The organism is Methylobacterium sp. 17Sr1-1 (genome assembly GCF_003173775.1).
Lineage (GTDB): Bacteria > Pseudomonadota > Alphaproteobacteria > Rhizobiales > Beijerinckiaceae > Methylobacterium.
In genome coordinates this window covers 5,932,380-5,950,872 of sequence record NZ_CP029552.1, presented here as the reverse complement: position 1 = coordinate 5,950,872, position 18,493 = coordinate 5,932,380, and the positions used below count along the sequence as shown (strand labels likewise).

The window sequence follows — 18,493 nt, the reverse complement described above, 5'->3', positions numbered from 1 at the left end:
GCGAAATCTGCTCGGCTTTATCGCCCGCGATGCCCCACCCGGGACGTCACCGCATCCCGCGCTTGAGATCGTCCGCGATCAGGAGCGCGCTGCGCCCGTCCCCGGCCTCGGCCAGGCGGTTGCGGTAGACCTGCAGATTCTCGGTCACCCGCTGGACGTAGTTGCGGGTCTCGGTGAAGGGGATGCGCTCGACCCAGTCGACCGGGTCGATGCCCGGGTTGCGGGGATCGCCGTAGGCGTCGATCCACTTCTTCACGTTGCCGCCGCCGGCATTGTAGGCGGCGAAGGCGAGGATGTAGGAACCGCGCCAATCCTCCATCAGCTCGCCGAGATGGGCCTGGCCGAGGCGGGCATTGTAGGCCGGGTCGCTGGTCAGCCGGTCGGTGTCGAAGGCGGCGCTGACCCGGCGGGCGGTGCGCTGCGCCGTGGCCGGCATCATCTGCATCAGGCCGCGGGCCCCGACGCTCGACTGCGCCCGCGGGTCGAACTGGCTCTCCTGCCGGGCGATGGCGAAGACCATCGCGCGCTCGACCTGCGGCACCGCCGCGGAGGCCTCGTAGGCCGGGATGCCGTTGGTCGGGTAGGCGTGCCGGTCGAGGGGCAGGCCGCGCTGCACCGCGGTCTTGCCGATCGCCACGAGGGCGCGGGGATCGTTGAGCGACATCGCGACGTCGCCGAGGGCGTTGAGCTCGGCCGGCTCGCTCAGCCGCTGGGCGAAGTCCATGTAGAGCGGCAGCATCAGCTCCTTGAGGCCGGCGGCCGCCAGCAGGCGCAGGGCCCGCACGGCGTTGCGGTTCTCGAAGGCGGTGCGGGCAGTCTCGTCGAGGGTGCTGCACGGGCGCAGGGCCAGGGACGACTGGCCGAGCTTCGCCCGGGCGAGCTGGCCGTAATAGGCGATCGGCTGGGCGCTCGCGCGCTCGTAGAAGGCTCTCGCCTCCGTGGCCTGGCCCAGGCTTTCCGCGGCGCGGCCCTGCCAGTAGGCGGCGCGCGCCACCGAGATCGGCGTCTCGGCGATCGCCGCGGCAGTGGCGAAATGCGTCGCCGCGAGGGTGGCGTCGTGGAGGAAGCGGAGCGCGATCCAGCCGGCGTGGAACTCGGCCTCGATGCGCTTCTCGACCGTGCGGGCGCTGTGGCCGGCAGCGACCGCGTAGGCCGCCTTGGCGTCGTCGGCATCGAGGAGCTTGCGGGCGACGATGCGGCGCTCGATCCACCACTCGTCGGGATCGGCCAGAACCTCGGGGTTGCGCGGCGCCTGGGCCATCACGGCGGCGGCCTCCGCCGGCCGGTCGAGGCGGCGGAAGTACTGGGCACGGGAATAGAGGTAGGAGGAATCCTGCCGCAGGCTCGGCGGCACCGCGTCGAGGGCGGAGCCGGCATTGGCGGCCTTCGCCTCGACGGCGCGGCGGGCGCGCACCAGGGTGCCGTAGGCCTTGCCGGCGTAAGCCGCGGCGCGGCCGGCGGTGTCCCAGTCCTCCCGCATCAGCGCCCGCTCCATGCGGTAGCGGTGATCGATCTCGCCGATCAACCCCGGGAAGGCGTCGAGGACCCTCAGCTCCAGGGTGCGGCCGAACGTGTCCTCGCGCCACAGGTCGCGCACCAGGCCGGCGGCGTCCTCGGAAAGCCCGTCGGCCTTGAAGGCGAGGGCGAGGGCGAACTTGCCCGGCGCGCTCTGCGGCCGGCGCGCGGCGAAGTAGGACCGCACCAGGGACGGGGACTTGCGCTGCGAGAGCAGGGCCTCCTCGGCGCGCCGGCGCAGGACGGCGCCGACCGGCCAGTCCGGGTTGTCGCGGATGAACGCGACCGTGCGCTCGAAGCCGATGCCGGCCCCGGCGCGGATCGCCGCCCAGTCGAGGAGCGCGCGGGCGGCCGGGTCCTTGAGCCCGTCGCGGATCCGGTCGCCCTCGCTCACCTGGCCGCGCCGGTAGGCCTCGACCGCGCTGCGCAGGGCCGGGCCGTCGACCTCGATGCCGAGCACCGGCCGGCCCGGATCGGGCACGCTCGGCACCGGGGCAGGAGGGTTGATCGCCGCGTCCGGGGCGGGGAAGGGGATCGGCACCTCCGGGTCGGCGGCGGCGAAGGACGCGGCCGTCGCGGGCAGCCGCTCGGCCGCCGCGCCCGCGCGCTGGCCGTCCTCGTCGACCCGCTCGACCGCGCGGGCGGTTGGCGCCGGCAGGGTCGTCCCCGGCAACGTCGTCCCGGGAAGGGCCGCCGCGGCGGCCGGAGCCTCCGGCGGAGCCGTCACGGTCGAGCCGCCGAGCGCCGACAGCGAGGTCAGCGCGGCGCCGGACACCGTGAGGGCGAGGACCGCGAAGCGGCGCCGTCGAGGCGAGAGCAGCATGGTTCCCGTTCCCCTGGAGAGCTCGAAAGACCGGACGCCCATCGTGCGGGCGCCGCGTTAAGAAGCGATTAACCCTGGCGCCCGGTCGTGCCGGAACGCGAGGCTGGACGTGAGCGTTTGCGCGCGACGCGGCGTGCGCCGGAGCGTTTGCGCCGAGGCCCCGAAGGTCCTATGTGTCGGACGCCGGACGGCCGAGTTGTTGGTCCCCCAGAGCTGGATCCCTCTCAAGATCGGCATGCGGACCGGCCTCCCAACCAGAGATCCCGGGGGCGTCGCCCCGACCGGGCGAGGAACGCCACCATGACGTCGACGCAGACTTCGCAGCGCCTGAGGGGCTCGCTCACCGCCCTGGTGACGCCGTTCCGCGACGGCGCCTTCGACGAGCACGCCTTCCGGGCCTTCGTCGCCTGGCAGATCGAGAACGGCACCCACGGCCTGGTGCCCACCGGCACCACCGGCGAGAGCCCGACGCTCAGCCACGCCGAGCACGACCGGGTGGTCGAGGCCTGCATCGACGAGGCCGCCGGCAAGGTGCCGGTGGTGGCCGGCGCCGGCTCGAACTCCACCGCGGAGGCGATCGAGCGGTCCCGTCATGCGGAGAAGGCCGGCGCGGACGCGCTGCTCATCGTCACGCCCTACTACAACAAGCCGACCCAGGAAGGGCTGTACCAGCACTTCAAGGCGGTGAACGATGCGGTCGGCATTCCCATCCTGATCTACAACATCCCCGGTCGCTCGGTGATCGACATGAGCGTCGACACCATGGCCCGGCTCTTCGAGCTGCCGAACATCGCCGGGGTGAAAGACGCCACCGCCAACGTCGCCCGGGTCAGCCTGCAACGCCAAGCCATGGGCGAAGACTTCGTCCAACTTTCTGGCGAAGATGCGACCGCTCTGGGATTCATGGCGCATGGCGGCCACGGCACGATCTCGGTGACCTCGAACGTCGCGCCGCGCCTCTGCGCCGACTTCCAGGAGGCCTGCCTGTCGGGCGACTACCGCACGGCGCTCACGCTCCAGGACCGGCTGATGCCGCTCCACACCCACCTCTTCGCCGAGACCAACCCGTCGCCGACCAAGTACGCGCTGGCCCGCCTCGGCCTGATGCGCGAGGACGTGCGCCTGCCGATGGTGCCGGTGGGCGAGGGGACGCGCGGCCTCGTCGACGGGGCGCTGCGCCATGCCGGCCTCACCAACGGCTGAGCCGCGCCTTATATGAGGGCGGGGGCCTGCCGGCTCCCGCTGCCCGCTTCCGAGGACCTCCGCCGCCCGATGGCCAAGAAACCCGAGCCGAAGAACCGCGTCGTCGCCGACAACCGGAAGGCCCGCTTCAACTACGAGATCACCGACACGGTCGAGGCGGGCATCGCGCTGACGGGCACCGAGGTGAAATCCCTGCGCGGCGGCAAGGCGACGATCGGCGAGGCCTTCGCCGGGCCGTCGGGCAACGACCTCCTGCTGTTCAACGCCTACATCCCCGAATACCTCGAGGCGAACCGCTTCAACCACGACACCAAGCGGCCCCGCCGCCTGCTGCTGCACCGCCGCCAGATCGACAAGTTCATCGGCGCGACCCAGCGCGAGGGCTACACGGTGGTGCCGCTGAAGATCTACTTCAACGAGCGCGGCCGGGCGAAGGTCGAGCTGGGGCTCGGGCGCGGCAAGAAGCTCCACGACAAGCGCGAGACCGCCAAGGAGCGCGACTGGCAGCGCGACAAGGCCCGGCTGATGCGCGACAAGGGCTGAGGGGCCGAGCCCGGTCGGCTCGCCTCGAGCGAAGGGCTGCAGAGGGTCAGGCACCCGACGTTAGAAGCCGTGTCCTCGTCTTGGCCCGGGGAAAGGCCTTTCTCGTGGACCGCAGGCCGCTTCCCGCGCCCATGGCGCGGTCGCGCGTATCGGGACCGGTCGTCCTGCTCGCGTCCCTGCCCATCCTCGTTCTCGCCCATCACGCGGCCGTGCTTGTCCACGAATACGGGCATTCGGGGGTGGCGTGGCTTCTCGGGCTGAAAGCCACGCCCGGGTCGCTGCGGTGGGGACCGGTGACGCTCATGAACGCCCTCACCCTGCACGGCATCGGCGAGAACGTCGATTATGCCAGCGCCTTCGCCGCCGGGCGGGGCACGGCCGTCGCGCTCGTCGCCGCCACGGGACCGCTCATCCTGAATGGCGGCCTCTATCTCGTCGCGCGACACATTCTGCTGCGCACGCCGACCGCCCTGACCGGGCTCGGGGGACTGCTCGTCTACTGGTTCCTGTTCATGAACCTCGCCAACGTCTTCGACTACGTGCCCATCCGCACGTTCGCGCAAGGCGACATCGGCCATCTCTGCCAGGGGCTCGGCCTTCCTCCGTGGGTCGTCTGCGTCGTCCTGACGCCGCCGGTCATCGTCGCGCTTCTCGACCTCTACCGCACGGTGCTCCCAACCCTTTACGGGGTGCTGCGTCTGCCGTCGTCCGCCTGCATCGTGACGCACGTCCTGACCACGGGCTTGATGTTCGGGTATTTCGGCTTGGCGGGTCTGCGATCGAGCGATGCGATCTCGGCACGCCTCTCACTGCTCTCGCTCGCATGCCTCCCGATCGTGCTCCTGGCGGGCTGGCCGCGCCGCGCCTGGGTGCGCGCCAGGGCAGAGGCCGCGGCGGCGTCCCTGCGAGCGGCCTGACCCTCCGCTCCGGGTGGCGGGCCGCCCCTCGCGCCGCGCGGCTGATCGAGCCCCAGGTCCGAGCGTGCCGTCGGGCACAACACGCCGCACTGACAGTACCGCCCCGGCCTCCTACCTTCCGTGGGCATAGGCCCGCGCGGAGGCGCCGATGTTCGTCGAGGGAGGATGGCGGCCGCCCTGGGAGCCGCCGCCGCGCCCGCCCCGGCCCAGGCTGACCGGGCGCCAGGAGCGGGTGCTGGTCTGGATCATCGTCGTCAACGTGCTCTTGTGGTTCCTCGCCCCGATCGGCGGCGCGACCGTGATCCACGCGGCGCTGGCGATGATGCATCAAGAGGCCAGGCTCACCGGCCGGTGATGACCGGCAAGTGACTACCGACACGTGACGAAGACGCTCATCGCCTTGGAGTGGTCGGCGAGGTCGGCCGGCGCCATCGGGGCCGTGGCTGATCCCGGCGTGAAGGTGACGCCGTTGCTGTCCAGGAAGTTCGCCGCCACCATGCCCTTCAGGGCGAAGTTGACGTTCTGCGGGATGTCGCCGTTGATATTCATCATTTTTTGGGCGTTGAGCTTCGCCGTCACCACGCCGATCAGGTTGCCGTTGCCGTCGAGGAGCGGCCCGCCGGAATTGCCCGGCTGCACCGGCGCCGAGACCTGCAGGTAGCTGGTGTTGTCGCCGAGCCCGGTCAGCGCCGTCACGTTGCCGAGGGTGAAGTTGCCCGAGGTCGAGAGCATGCCGGCGAGGGGATAGCCGAAGGCCGCCACCGGCTCGCCGAGGCGGATGCCGGTGCGCAGGCCCGCGACCTTCGGGGGCGTGAGGCCGGTGCGCAGGATCGCGAGGTCGTTGGCCGGGTCGCGGGCGACGACCTGGGCCGGCACGCTCCCGAGCGGGCCGCGGACCTCGACCCGTCCGCACCCCTCGACCACGTGCGCGTTGGTCAGCACCTCGCCGGCCCGGCCGACGAAGAAGCCGCTGCCGGAACTGCCGCTCGGCTTTCCGGCGGACGGGCTCGGAGGGGCGGCAGGCGGCACGACCGGAGAGGCCGGCGGGGGTGGCATGGCCGGCGGCGCGGTCTGGACCGGCGGCTGGGCGAGCATGCGGGGCTCGGGCGCGACGAAGTCGGGCAGCGGGATGGGAGGCGCGTCCGGCGTCATCGCCGACCACAGCGAGGCGGAGAGCAGGACCGCGATGCGCTCGGCGGACAGGTCGGTCGCCCGCGTCTCCCAGCGCAGGGCGAAGCCGAGCGCACCCGACCCGTCGCGGTGGTAGCGCATGTAGATCTCGGTACCGTCCCGCGCGGCCGAGAGGGCGAAGAAGTCCGGCCGCAGCACCTTGTAGTCGACGGTGGCGCCCTCGCGCCGGAGCCTCTCGAGCGTCGAGGCATACGCCTCCGCGACTGTGACGTCCGGCAGGAAGTTGTAGGCGAGGGAGAGCCGCCCGCCCGGGTCCTTGAGATCGAGGCCGCGAGACGTGCGCTGGGCCGTGAGCCCGAGGCCCATCGGCGCCCAGATCGCGACCGGGCGGAGGGGATGCGCGATCGTCCTCAGGCCCCAGAGCGCGAGCTTCGGGCTCGCCAGCTCCCGCAGCCGGGCGACCTGTGCGCCGTCGAGCCAGCCGGTCGGCCGGAAGCCGTTCTCGCCCTGGAACTGCGCGATCGCCTCGAACAGCCGCTGCCCGAACGTGACGTTGGGCATGCCGGTCCAGTAGCCTGCGGCGGTCAGCAAGGTCTGCACCCGCACCCGCCGCTCGGTCTCCATGAAGGCGAAGCGCGATTCCGCTTCGGCGTAGCCCGCCCGTGCCTGAGCGAGGGCAGGCACCGGCCCCGCGAGCGCGAGACCGACGGCGAGGGCGGTCCGGTGAACGCGATGCAGGGCCATGCTGGTGGAGTCTCCGTGTCGCCGGGCAATCTGCACGCCGAGGCTTTGACACGGCCTTGACGGGCAGGCGGCAATTGTCCGGGCTCGCGTAACCCTCGCGCGCCGCCGCAGCCCAGACGCGCGCCGCCCCGAATTGCCGCACCGCAACCCCCGTGCTAGCGCGGCGTCCGATTCCACGGACGAAGCGAGCATCATGGCGCGGCGCCCCCTCCTCTCCGGCGACATGCTGCCGCTGCTCACCCGGCTGTGGCGCGACTGGCTGCGGCCGCATGCCGGCACGCTGGCGATCGTGCTGGTGCTGATCGCGGTGATCGGCGCCGCCACCGGTTTCTATCCCACCCTGATCAAGGCCGCCTTCGACGCCTTCGACGCCAAGGATGCCGGGGCGCTCGCCTACGGTCCGGTGCTGGTGATCGCCGTCACCGCGGTGCGGGGCTTCGCGTTGCTCGGCCAGACGGTGCTGACCAACCGGGTCGTCACCCGGATCGAGGCCGACATGCAGGCGGCGCTCTACGGCCACATGATCGAGCAGGACCTGGCCCAGATCGGCCGCGAGAGCCCGGCGAGCCTGACGCAGCGCTTCACCACCGACTTCGCCTTCATCAAGGAGGCGCTGACGCGGATCTCCACCGTGCTCCTGCGCGACGTGGCGATGCTGGTGGCTTTGGTCTGCGCGATGGTGTGGATGGATCCCTGGCTGACCCTCGTCGCCGGGGTCACGGTGCCGTTCGTCGCCGGGCCGATCGCCCGGATCGGCAAGAAGCTGCGCCGGGTCTCGACCTCGACCCAGGAGCAGGTCGGCGTCACCGCGAGCCTGATCAGCGAGAGCCTGGCCGGGATCCGGGTCGCCAAGACCTACGGCCTCGAGGGCTACCTCAAGGGCCGCACCCGCGACGCCCTCGACGAGGTGCGCCGCCTGAAGATGAAGGCCGCCAATGCCCGCGGCCGGCTCGACCCGCTCTTGGAGGTCGGCGGCGGGCTCGCGGTCGCGGGCGTGCTCGCCTTCATCGGCCACCGCATCCTCTCGGGCGAGAAGACGGTGGGGGACTTCACCGGCTACGTCGCGGCGCTCCTGCTCGCCGCCCAGCCGGCCCGGGCGCTCGGCAACCTCAACGCCATCCTCCAGGAGGCGCTCGCTGCCCTGTCGCGCACCTTCGCGCTGATGGACGAGGCGCCGACGATCCGGGAGAAGCCGGGCGCGCCGGCTCTCACGGTCTCCGGCGGCGAGGTCCGGTTCGAGGGCGTGCACTTCCGCTACCGCGACGACGCGCCGGCGCTGGAGGGCATCGACCTGACCGTACCGGCCGGGCGCACCACGGCCCTCGTCGGCCGCTCGGGCTCGGGCAAGTCGACGCTGCTCTCCCTGGTGCCGCGGCTCTACGACGTCGGGCAAGGCCGGGTCGCGATCGACGGGCAGGACGTGCGCGACGTGACGCTGGCCTCGCTCCGCCGCGCCGTCGCGGTGGTGTCGCAGGACGTGGTGCTGTTCGACGACACCATCGCGCAGAACATCGCCTTCGGCCGCGAGGGCGCGAGCCGGGACGAGATCGAGGCGGCGGCGCGGGACGCCGCGGCGCACGGCTTCATCACCGCGAGGCCTGAGGGCTACGACTTCCGGGTCGGGCCCGCCGGCAACCGGCTGTCGGGCGGCGAGCGCCAGCGCATCGCCCTCGCCCGCGCTTTCCTGCGCGACGCGCCGATCCTGCTCCTCGACGAGGCGACCTCGGCGCTGGACGCCGAATCCGAGCAAGCGGTCCAGGCGGCCCTGACCCGGCTGATGCGGGGCCGGACCACGCTCGTCATCGCCCACCGCCTCTCGACGGTGCGCGACGCCGACCTGATCGTCGCGATGGAGGGCGGCCGGATCGCCGAGACCGGCAGCCACGCCGCGCTGATCGCCCGGGGCGGCACCTACGCCCGGCTGCACCGGCTCCAGCTCGCCGACGACCGGGAACCCGCTTCCGCGGCGCAGGCGTCGTGAGGCCGCTCGCCACCGAGGCGCCCGCCGGGCGGCGCCTCGCGGAGGGCGTCGCCTTCGCGCTCCTCGCCGTCAGCCTGTGGGGCGGGTGGTTCGTCATCACCCGCCGGGCAGTGGGGGCGGGGGGCGTGCTCGGCCCGGCCGACCTCGTGGCCCTGCGCTTCGGCATTGGCGGCCTCGTGCTGCTGCCGGTGCTGCTCTTGCGGCTGCGCGGGCTGCGCCTCAACCGCGCGACCGTCCTCGACGGGGCGGTGCTGTTCGTCTCCCAAGGCGCGCCGTTCGCGCTGCTGATCTCGACCGCCCTGCGCTTTGCTCCCGCAGGCCACGGCGCGGCGCTGACGCCCGGCACGATGCCGCTCTTCGCCGCCCTCCTCGGCGCCCTCGTGCTGCGCGACCGGCCGGGGCGCCTGGCGCTGGCCGGCCTCGGGCTGATCGCTGCGGGCGCCCTCACCCTGGCCGGCGGCTTTCGCGATGCCGACGAACTCCTGGGCTACGCCATCTTCCTGACCGCGGCCCTGATCTGGGCCGCCGGCACGGTGCGGATGCGCCGCTCGCGTCTCTCGGCCGTCGACGCCACCGCGCTGATCTGCGTCGGCTCGCTCGTCACCTACATCCCGCTCTACCTGCTCTCGGGCGTGTCGCGGCTCGCGCAGGCGCCGATGGCCGAGGTGGCGATCCAGGCGGTCTACCAGGGGGTGATGGTGAGCGTGGTGGCGCTCATCGCCTTCAACCGCTCGCTGGCGCTGATCGGACGGCGCACCCCGGCCTTCACCGCCCTGGTGCCGGTGATCGCGACCCTGCTGGCGATCCCGGTCCTCGGCGAGGTGCCGGACCCGCTCCATGTCGGGGCCATCCTGGCGATCGGGGCGGGGGTGCTGCTGACGACGCGGGGGTGAGCCCGGTGCTGCCTTCGCTCATGCGCCGCGGGGGCTTGTGAGACGAGAACCGGACATCATCGTCCGGTTCTCGTCTCACTCCCGCCGCAGCAGCCGGTCCACCAGCAGGTCCGACCACAGCCCGGCGCGGAAGTCGCGCTTGAGCGCCTCCGGGTCGTAGACGTGCTCCACCCAGTCGAGGAAGCTCAGGCCCTTCGGCTCGCCCTCGGTGAGATAGCGCTCGAAGAACGCGTCGAGGATGCCGGTCTTGGCGAAGCGGAAATGGCCGAACTTCGCCGAGAGCTGGCGCGCCGCCTCGCGCACCGGCCGGCCCTCGTGCAGGATCAGGTAGAGCGCGGCGGCCAGCCCCGCCCGGTCGGCGCCGGACTTGCAGTGCAGCACCGCCGGATAGGCGAGGCCGGCGAAGAAGTCCTTGGCGGCGAGCAGCGTCGCCCGGTCGGGCGCCTCGCGCGAGCGCATCACGAACTCGACGAGCTGCAGCCCCTCGCGCTCGCAGGCCTCGCGCTGGAGCTGCCAGGAGCCGTGCTCGCGCCCGCCGCGCAGCGAGATGATCGTGCGCACGCCCTGGCGCCGGAACCAGGCGAGATCGTGGGGCGCCGGCTGGGCCGAGCGCCAGACCATCCCGCGCCCGATCCGGTGCCGGTTGAGATAGGCCAGCCGGATCACGCCGTGGTCGATCAGCAGCATGTTGGCCCAGGCGCGCAGGCGGCCGCCCGGGCCGGCGATCGGCTGCTCCCAGCGGGCGATGCGGGCCATGCGGCGCGCGTAGCGGGTCTCGGGCGGAAGGAAACGGTTGAGCACGAAGGGGAGGGCGCCTGGCTTCAAGGAAAAATACGCGATTCGCGTGACGCGCAGCGTGCCGCTCTATCAGCCGCGTGACCCGGCCGCAACGACGCCGCCGGAGATGAGCCGGCGCACAAGCCTGGCATTGCGCTTGCGACGCCTCCCCCGCATCGTAGGGACGCGATCCGTCGGGTAGAGCACCAGCCGATCGCGTTGCAATCGGCTGGTGCTCTAGGTCTTTGATTTTGCCGCATTTTCTTCGACGGGCGGGTATCCGCCTCGTCGGACAATGCTTTAACAATCGAGGGGGAAGGCCGTGAGCACTCAGGTCGTCAGCATTCGCCGGGCCCGGGACCAGGATGCCGGGATGCTGTCGGAGATCTTCGACGCCGCCTGGCGCGAGGCCTATCAGGGCATCATCCCGGGCGTCGCCCTCGACCGGATGCTGGCCCGGCGCGGGCCGCGCTGGTGGCGCTCCACCATCGGCCGCAACCGGCCGCTGGTGGTGCTGGAGTTGGGTGAGAGCGTCATCGGCTACGTCTCCTACGGCCGCTGCCGCGACCGGGGGCTGAAGGCCGAGGGCGAGATCGACGAGATCTATCTCGCGCCGACCTACCAGGGTCTCGGCTACGGCACCCGGCTGTTCCGGGCGGTGCGCAACGACCTCGCCGACCGGGACGTGCGCCGGGTCGCGGTGTGGTCGCTCGCCGAGAACGATCGGGCGCGGGACTTCTACGAGCGGATGGGCGGGCGCGTAGTGGCCGAGGCGACCGACCGCATCGCCGGCGCCGACCTGCACAAGGTCGCCTACCTGTTCGGCTGACGGAAGGGAGCGGCTCCCCGGCGGAGCGGTCCTGCCTCTTCGGTGACCACGGAGGCGGGCGACTGCCCAATCCGGGGTCATCTGCAGCAGCGGGCGCGGGGGCGACGGTCGTCGCCCGCCGCCCGGCCGCGGCGGAACTTGTCCTCGACTGTCACGGCGACCGTTGCGTCCCGGCGCTTGTGCGGGCGCCCGCGTCCCTCTAAGTGCACCTCACGAAGCTCCTGCTGCGCTGACGCCGCCACGGCGAGCAACGGCGGCGACCGTGGAAGCTTCGTGAGAGACACTCAGGACCGCGCCATTCAGGGGCATTCGCGCCCTTGCAGGGAGTTTGCTCATGCGCCTCGATGCCATCTCCATCGGCAAGAACCCGCCCGAAGACGTCAACGTCGTCATCGAGGTTCCGGTCGGCGGCGAGCCGATCAAGTACGAGATGGACAAGGAGGCCGGGACGCTGATCGTCGACCGGTTCCTCTACACCGCGATGCATTACCCGGGGAACTACGGCTTCATTCCGCACACGCTGTCGGGCGACGGCGACCCGTGCGACGTGCTGATCGCCAACACCCGGGCGATCGTCCCCGGCGCCGTGATGAGCGTGCGCCCGGTCGGCGTGCTGGTGATGGAGGACAATGCCGGCGAGGACGAGAAGATCATCGCCGTCCCGTCGCGCAACCTGACCAAGCGCTACGACCGGATCGAGAACTACACCGACCTGCCCGACATCACGATCCACCAGATCCAGCACTTCTTCGAGCACTACAAGGATCTCGAGCCCGGCAAGTGGGTCAAGATCGTGCGCTGGGGCGACAAGGCCGAGGCGCAGCGCTTGATCCTCGAGGGTATCGAGCGGGCCAACAAGGCGAAGTGAGGAGGAGCGGGCGCCCTTTGCGCCTGCCTCCGCTTCTGCGAGGGCCGCAACGCGAACCCTCCCCCACGGATCTTGGGCTTGCCCGAGATCCGCATCCACGTGCCCAAGTCAGCAAGCCCGACTTGGATCGGGGGAGGGTGGTCCCCGCGTCGGCAGGGGCCGGGAGGGGGCAGCGCGACGCTGTTCCAGGGGGCGCCCTTCATCGGGGTCGCGACCTCTCCGGAAGCGTGGTTCCCCTCTCCCGCCCGGCTACGCCGGGCGCCCTCCCCCGCAGAGGGGGAGGGTTGATGCGATCACGGGGCACACCGCATCGCCCGCTCCATCGAGGCGATCTCGGCGATCTCGGCGCGCTGCCGCGCGGACAGAGGCACGTCGGCCTGATCGTCGTAGCGGCAGCCGGCATTGCCGAAGTTCCGGATCGCCTTGGCGGTCTTGAAGCAGTAGCCCGCCTCCTTGAAGATCATGTTCCGCTGATACCAGAACTCGTCGCAGGACTGCGCCAGAACGGGCGTCGCGCCGGCCAGCAGCAGCAGGACGGAGATCGCGGCTGTCTTCATGAATCGCACCTGTTTCCGGTGGACCGAGGCGGGTCAGGACGAGACGCCGCCCCGCTCGCGGGCGGATCCGGCCGTCAGGCCCGCGCGGCCGCGCTTCCCGTCCGCGGCTTCTTCACCGCGTCGTTGTAGGGCGCGTTGTAGGCGCGGCGCACCGAGGCCCAGTAGGCCTCGCGCTCGCGGGCCGAGAGGCGGCCGAGCGCGGCGTTGAGCGCGGCCTCGCCGGCAGCTTCCAGCCCGCGCAGCTGGTCCGGGGTGACGTCGTGAACACTGGTCATGGTGGAGGGGTCCCGAGCCCGGTTGGGTTCGGCCGGCACCATGCCACAAGCGCGGCGGTTCCGCACGCCTGCGCTTGCCCCGCGGCAGCGTCGCCCTACAGCATTTTTCGACGCGAGCCGCCGATCGGCTCAGCGGTGCACGGAATCCACGCGATGGTCAGGCAGTACCGCATCGTCGCCGACTACCATCAGTTCTACCTGTGGGATCACGGGACGAGTCCCGATGCGCCGACGGACTTCACCGACGCGGACGTCGCCCGCCGGATCAAGGCGGCGCCCCACGTGGTCGTCGTCCAGCCCGAGCGGAACATGGAAGTGCCCGTCGAGATCGAGGTCGTATCGGACGCCCCGCCCCTCGACCTGGATCGCTGGGATCACGTCGCGGAGGCGAGCCTCGCCCTTCCCTCCGGGCGGCTGGAGATCCATGAATGCACGGGCGGGTCGGTCGACGTCGTCCCGGTGACTCCCGGCACCTACCGGGTGAGGGTCGAGCATGGCGGCCTCGGCACGATCAGCCCGGACGGTCTCGACGGCCAGGACCAGTACCGGATCGTCTTGTGGCCGGCCCCCTTCGCGGAGGTCGCGGTTCTGAAGCAGTACGACGCGTGAAGCGCCCGCGCCGACCGGCCGCCCCGCGAAAACAGCCGCGCGGCCCGCACGCTCAGCGCGCGCCGCTCCTCGACCCGGACAGAGCGGGATTGCGGTCGGCGGCCCGGGCGGCGCTCGGCGGCAGGCCGTCGGCGTCCTGCGGCTTGTCCCAGGCGGGGAGGGGCGTGCCGGGCGTCCTGCCCTCGCGATGCGCCTTGCCCCAGCCGTAGCCCGCATTGACCCCGGCATAGAAGCCGGTGAAGTCCTCCGCCGCCGCCGGGCCGGACAGGGCACCCGCCACGGCGAGACCGATCAGGACGGCGCACAAACGGAAAGGAGCGGTGGCCAGGGGCCACCGCTCCGTCCGTGTCGATCGATCACTCGTGCGACAACGCACCGAGGATCAGTCCACGCTGATGCTCTGAGCCTCGCGGCCCTTCATGCCCTCGACCACGCCCATGGTGACGGGCTGGCCCTCGGCGAGGGACTCGAGGCCGGCGCGGGCGAGCGCCGAGCGATGGATGAAGACGTCCTTGCCGCCGTCATTCACCGAGACGAAGCCGAAGCCCTTGGCGGGGTCGTACCACTTCACGGTGCCGCTCATCTCGGTCGACGGACCGGAGGCGAAGCGGCCACCGCCGCCACCGCGCTCGGGACGATCGCCGAAGCCGCCGCCACCGAAGCCGCCGCTGCGCGGCGGACGGGGATCGCGACGGACCGGAGCCTCGGCCGTGCTGGTGTCCACGCTGGTGATGTTGGTCACCTGCGGGCCCTTCTGGCCCTGCGCCGTCTGGACGGTCAGGCGGGTGCCCGGCATCAGATCGGCATGACCGGCCGCCTCGACGGCGCGGATGTGGAGGAAGGCGTCGCCCGAGCCGTCGCCGAGCTCGACGAAGCCGAAGCCCTTCTCCTTGTTGAACCACTTGACCGTCGCGTCACGCTCCGGCCCCGAGGGGGCAGCGCCGCGCGGTCCGCCGCGGTCGAAGCCACCGCCGCCGCCGCCGAAGCCGCCGCCGCCGTAACCACCACCGCCGCCACCACCGTAGCCGCCGCCACCGCCACCGTAGCCACCGCCGTAGCTGCTGCCCTGCGGCGCCTGGTCAGGCCACCGCGGCTCGCCACCACCCTCGTCGAAGCCGCGACGGCGCGGCTCCCTGAAATCACGACCACGTCCCATTAGAAGCTCGCCAAAACGTAAAAACCGCCGACCACCCTTGTACCCCGGTGCGCTCTGTGCCTGACAGCCGACGCCTCGAGATCGTTCCATTCCCGGCTGCGGTGACCAAGATGACCGCCACACTCCTGACGCAACTCAGACCGTACCGCAAGGCGGATCTGCCACGCGTGGCGATGACGGGGGTTACTTTCTCACGTCGCGGCGCGGATTGACAGCCCGATTCGGCATCTTTTCCCCGTGTCCATCGCGCATCACTGTGGCGTATGAGCACGGTCTCGTACCCGCGAGCACGGCCCCGCGCGACACGGGCAGGGGTCCAACACCACGGGTGCATCCGCGCGGGACCCCGCCGAAGCCGCGACGCGTTGCCTGTCCTGCTCCCGTGCTTCACTCACCCCCTTCCGTCCGCCGAGGTCCCGATGCCGGCCCCCTCCCTTCGCCCGTCGCGCCGTCACGCCGATCTCGGCCCCGACTTCTACGACGTCGTCGCGCCCGCCCGCTTCCCGGCCCATATCCTGCGCCACCGCAACCAGCCCTGGGCCGAGCGCGTCGGCCTGGGCGCCCTCACGGACGAGGAGTGGATCGCGCATTTCGGCCGGTTCCAACCCCTGCCGGGCAGCTTTCCCGAGCCGCTGGCCTTGCGCTACCACGGCCACCAGTTCCGCAGCTACAACCCGGATCTCGGCGACGGCCGCGGGTTCCTGTTCGCCCAACTCCACGACCTCCGGGACGGGCGCCTGCTCGATCTCGGCACGAAGGGCAGCGGCCAGACGCCGTGGTCGCGTACCGCCGACGGACGCCTGACGCTCAAGGGCGGGGTGCGCGAGGTGCTGGCGACCACGATGCTGGAGGCGCTCGGCGTCGAGACCTCGAAGTCGTTCAGCCTGATCGAGACCGGGGAGGCGCTGATCCGCGGCGACGAGCCGTCGCCGACCCGCTCGGCGGTGCTGGTGCGGCTCAGCCACTCGCATCTCCGCATCGGCACGTTCCAGCGCTTCCGCGCCTACGACGACCGCGACAACCTGCTCCGGCTCCTCGACCACACGATCCGCACCTACCGGCCGGACGTCTGGCGCGACGACCCGGGCGACCGGGCGGCGGCCTTCCTCGCCGATGTCTGCCGAAGGGTTGCCCGGATGGGCGCGCAATGGATGGCGGCGGGCTTCGTCCACGGCGTGCTCAACACCGACAACATCAACGTGACCGGCGAGAGCTTCGATTACGGCCCCTGGCGCTTCGCCCCGGTGAACGATCCGGCCTTCACCGCCGCCTATTTCGACGAACACGGCCTCTACGCGTTCGGCCGCCAGCCGGAGGCCCTGGGGTGGAACCTGGCGCGGCTCGCCGAATGCCTGCTGCCGCTCTCCGACGAGGCGCGGCTGGGGAGCGCCATGGACGCCTACGGCCCGGCCCTGCAGGAGGCCTTCGCGGGTGCGATCCTGCGCCGCCTCGGCCTCGCGGTGCCGGCGGACGAGACGGCGATGCACGCCCTCGTCGGCGCGTTCTGGGCCTTCCTGCAGCAGAGCCGGGCGCCGTTCGAGCAGGTCTTCTTCGACTGGTACGGCGGGCTGGCGAGCGAGGCGCGGGCGGCCCGCAGCCCGGCCGCGGCGCATTACACGGGTGAAGGCTTCGCGCGGGTGCGCCGGGCGCTCGAACCGCTCTCGCCCGATCCGGCGGCGCGGCTCGACCATCCGTACTTCGCGAAGGAGACGCCCTGCACGATGCTGATCGACGAGGTCGAGGCCCTGTGGGCGCCGATCGCGGCCGCCGACGACTGGTCGGCCTACCACGCCAAGCTCGCGGCGATCGGCGAGATGGCGCAGGCCTACGGCACGGAACCCGCAGCGCCCTGAGGCCGGAGGCCTGAGGCCCCGCGGGATTCGGACCCGCTCAGCCCGACGCCGCGAAACAGGTGCCGGCCGAGGGGGTCCATCCGGTAGCCCGTCACCTCGCGCCGCGCGACGACGAACACCGCCGAGTGGGCGATCGGCACCCACGGCACCTCGCGGGCGAAGATGGCTTGTGCCTGGACGTAGAGCGCGGCCCGGGCGGCCTGGTCGGGCAGGCGCCGGGCCCGGGTCACCAGGGCGTCGAAGGCGGGGTCGCACCAGCGGGCGACGTTGCTGCCGCCGGGCCGGGCCGGGATGCAGCCGAGCAGCACGCCGAGGAAGTTGTCCGGGTCGCCGTTGTCGGCGGTCCAGCCGAACAGGGCCATCGCCGGCACGCCGGCCAGCATCTTGGCCCGGTAGGCGCTCCACTCGTCGGTGAGAAGCCGCAGGCGCACGCCGATGCGGGCGAGGTCGGCCTGGATCATGTCGGCGACGCGCCGGCCGTTGGGGTTGTAGGCCCGGCTCACCGGCGGATACCACAATTCGGCCTCGAAGCCCGAGGGGAAGCCCGCCTCGGCGAGCAGCTTCTGCGCCGCCGGCCGGTCGAGGGCTAAGTCCCGGAGCGTCGGGTCGTGGCCCCAGAGGTTCGGCGGCAGGGGCGAACGGGCCGCGGTGCCGCCCGGGCCGTAGATTCCCTCGACGATCGCCGCCTTGTCGATCGCCATCGCGACGGCGCGGCGCACCCGCAGGTCGTCGAAGGGCGGTCTCAGCACGTTGAGGGCGAGGTAGCCGATGTTCAGCTCCTCCTCCCGCATCAGGGTCAAGGCCGGATCGGCCCGGATGGACTCGAGATCGGACGGGTTGGGGAAGGGCATCAGGTGGCACTCGCCGGCCCGGACCTTGGCCAGCCGCACCGCCGCGTTGGGGGTGATCGAGAAGACCAGGCTGTCGATCGCGGGGCGCCCGCCCCAGTAGTCCGGAAACACGCGGTAGCGGAGCGCCACGTCGGGCTGGAACGCCACGAAGCTGAACGGCCCGGTGCCGATCGGCTCGCGGTCGAAGCGCTCCTGCTCGCCGGCCGCCAGGAGCGTGGCGGCGTATTCCGCCGACTGGACCGCCCCGAGGGTCATGGCGATGTTCGGCAGGAAGGTGGCGTCGGCCTCGCGCAGGCGGATGCGCACCGTGCGGGGATCGGGCGCCTCGACCGCCTCGATCAGCTCGGGCAGGCCGAGATCGCGAAAGTACGCGTATTGCCCGCCGGAGACGGCGTGGAACGGGTGGTCCGCCCGCCATTGCCGGGTGATCGAGAACACCACGTCCTCGGCGGCGAGCGGCCGGGTCGGCTTGAACCGGGCATTGCGGTGGAAGGCGACGGCGGGCCGCAAGGTGAAGGTGTAGTCGCGCCCGTCCGGCGAGATCGTCCAGGATTCGGCGAGGCTCGGGCGGATCGTGGTGGTGCCGGGCTCGAACGCCACCAGGGTGTCGAAGACCGGCCAGGCGGCGTCCATCCCGGTCGTCGTGGTGACGAGCTGCGGGTTGAGCGATTCGGGATTGCCCTCGGAGCAGAAGACCAGGGTCCTGGCCGCGGCCGGCAGCGCGGCGAGGCAGAGGAGGGTGGCCAAGAGGGCCGGTGCGGCGCGAAGGAGCGCCGGGGGCCGCCCCGCGGCCCGGCAGCGCTTGCCGCCTCGTCGTGTCCTGCCCGGCATCGCTCCCCCGCCTTCCGTCCCGCGACGTCGGACCGGAGCGGCGCCCGATCGGGTGCCGCGCCAGGCCCCAGCCCCATCATCCCGGCCGAAGCGGTCCTCCGCCCGCCGGACGATGCCTGCCGTGTCACTACACCACG

General features: G+C 72.0%; 18 protein-coding genes. 10 read left to right on the top strand and 8 right to left on the bottom strand.

All coding sequences use genetic code 11. From position 1 onward, the window contains the following. Positions 1-46 precede the first annotated feature (46 nt). Positions 47-2,338, bottom strand: coding sequence for a lytic transglycosylase domain-containing protein (locus DK412_RS27140; protein ID WP_109974513.1), 2,292 nt, complete (start codon positions 2,336-2,338; stop codon positions 47-49). A gap of 300 nt (positions 2,339-2,638) precedes the next feature. Here DK412_RS27140 and dapA point away from each other — a divergent pair, with 300 nt between their 5' ends. The 4 genes from dapA to DK412_RS27120 all read left to right on the top strand — a co-directional run bounded on the left by dapA (position 2,639) and on the right by DK412_RS27120 (position 5,356). After that, the gene (gene dapA, locus DK412_RS27135; RefSeq protein WP_109974512.1) at positions 2,639-3,541 is read left to right on the top strand and encodes a 4-hydroxy-tetrahydrodipicolinate synthase; all 903 of its coding nucleotides are present in this window, start codon (positions 2,639-2,641) and stop codon (positions 3,539-3,541) included. A 69-nt stretch (positions 3,542-3,610) separates the two neighbouring features. Then, positions 3,611-4,084: an SsrA-binding protein SmpB gene (smpB, locus tag DK412_RS27130; RefSeq protein ID WP_048428442.1), complete on the top strand. Its 474-nt coding sequence runs from the start codon at positions 3,611-3,613 to the stop codon at positions 4,082-4,084. A gap of 302 nt (positions 4,085-4,386) precedes the next feature. Further along, entirely contained in the window at positions 4,387-5,001 is a 615-nt protein-coding gene (locus DK412_RS27125; RefSeq protein ID WP_162596319.1) for a hypothetical protein, read from the top strand. A 148-nt stretch (positions 5,002-5,149) separates the two neighbouring features. Then, on the top strand, positions 5,150-5,356 hold the full coding sequence (locus tag DK412_RS27120; RefSeq protein ID WP_109974510.1) for a hypothetical protein: 207 nt from the start codon (positions 5,150-5,152) through the stop codon (positions 5,354-5,356). 14 nt (positions 5,357-5,370) lie between these two features. Here DK412_RS27120 and DK412_RS30425 read toward each other — a convergent pair whose 3' ends face one another. Further along, positions 5,371-6,876, bottom strand: coding sequence for a serine protease (locus tag DK412_RS30425; RefSeq protein WP_162596318.1), 1,506 nt, complete (start codon positions 6,874-6,876; stop codon positions 5,371-5,373). Positions 6,877-7,069: 193 nt separating this feature from the next. Here DK412_RS30425 and DK412_RS27105 point away from each other — a divergent pair, with 193 nt between their 5' ends. After that, on the top strand, positions 7,070-8,857 hold the full coding sequence (locus tag DK412_RS27105; protein WP_204165451.1) for an ABC transporter ATP-binding protein: 1,788 nt from the start codon (positions 7,070-7,072) through the stop codon (positions 8,855-8,857). Further along, positions 8,854-9,750: a DMT family transporter gene (locus DK412_RS27100; RefSeq protein ID WP_109974509.1), complete on the top strand. Its 897-nt coding sequence runs from the start codon at positions 8,854-8,856 to the stop codon at positions 9,748-9,750. Before DK412_RS27105 ends, DK412_RS27100 begins: the two co-directional genes overlap by 4 nt. A 75-nt stretch (positions 9,751-9,825) precedes the next feature. Here the strand turns inward: DK412_RS27100 and DK412_RS27095 are convergent, their stop codons facing one another. Next, positions 9,826-10,551, bottom strand: a complete 726-nt coding sequence (locus tag DK412_RS27095; RefSeq protein ID WP_109975522.1) for a tyrosine-protein phosphatase — start codon at positions 10,549-10,551, stop codon at positions 9,826-9,828. Between the two features lie 298 nt (positions 10,552-10,849). Between DK412_RS27095 and DK412_RS27090 the strand changes: the two genes are divergently transcribed. Next, on the top strand, positions 10,850-11,356 hold the full coding sequence (locus tag DK412_RS27090; protein ID WP_093567924.1) for a GNAT family N-acetyltransferase: 507 nt from the start codon (positions 10,850-10,852) through the stop codon (positions 11,354-11,356). Between the two features lie 334 nt (positions 11,357-11,690). Beyond that, entirely contained in the window at positions 11,691-12,224 is a 534-nt protein-coding gene (gene ppa / locus DK412_RS27085) for an inorganic diphosphatase (RefSeq protein ID WP_109974508.1), read from the top strand. Between the two features lie 293 nt (positions 12,225-12,517). Here the strand turns inward: ppa and DK412_RS27080 are convergent, their stop codons facing one another. Beyond that, positions 12,518-12,781 carry a YARHG domain-containing protein gene (locus DK412_RS27080; RefSeq protein WP_109974507.1) on the bottom strand — a complete coding sequence of 88 codons (264 nt, stop codon included), beginning with the start codon at positions 12,779-12,781 and terminating at the stop codon, positions 12,518-12,520. Positions 12,782-12,855: 74 nt separating this feature from the next. Continuing rightward, positions 12,856-13,056, bottom strand: a complete 201-nt coding sequence (locus tag DK412_RS27075) for a hypothetical protein (protein WP_109975521.1) — start codon at positions 13,054-13,056, stop codon at positions 12,856-12,858. A gap of 153 nt (positions 13,057-13,209) precedes the next feature. Between DK412_RS27075 and DK412_RS27070 the strand changes: the two genes are divergently transcribed. Then, complete coding sequence (locus DK412_RS27070; protein WP_109974506.1) at positions 13,210-13,665, top strand: hypothetical protein; 456 nt, start codon at positions 13,210-13,212, stop codon at positions 13,663-13,665. Positions 13,666-13,717: 52 nt separating this feature from the next. Here DK412_RS27070 and DK412_RS27065 read toward each other — a convergent pair whose 3' ends face one another. Further along, positions 13,718-13,945, bottom strand: a complete 228-nt coding sequence (locus tag DK412_RS27065) for a hypothetical protein (protein ID WP_245447318.1) — start codon at positions 13,943-13,945, stop codon at positions 13,718-13,720. Positions 13,946-14,047: 102 nt separating this feature from the next. Then, on the bottom strand, positions 14,048-14,821 hold the full coding sequence (locus tag DK412_RS27060) for a cold shock domain-containing protein (RefSeq protein ID WP_109974504.1): 774 nt from the start codon (positions 14,819-14,821) through the stop codon (positions 14,048-14,050). Positions 14,822-15,240: 419 nt separating this feature from the next. On the opposite strand from DK412_RS27060, the gene DK412_RS27055 reads away from it, so the two are divergent. Further along, entirely contained in the window at positions 15,241-16,674 is a 1,434-nt protein-coding gene (locus DK412_RS27055) for a protein adenylyltransferase SelO (protein WP_109974503.1), read from the top strand. On the opposite strand, the gene DK412_RS27050 is transcribed toward DK412_RS27055, so the two are convergent. After that, on the bottom strand, positions 16,647-18,272 hold the full coding sequence (locus tag DK412_RS27050) for an ABC transporter substrate-binding protein (RefSeq protein WP_245447317.1): 1,626 nt from the start codon (positions 18,270-18,272) through the stop codon (positions 16,647-16,649). The two genes, DK412_RS27055 and DK412_RS27050, sit on opposite strands and share 28 nt — an antisense overlap. Between the last annotated feature and the right edge of the window lie 221 nt (positions 18,273-18,493).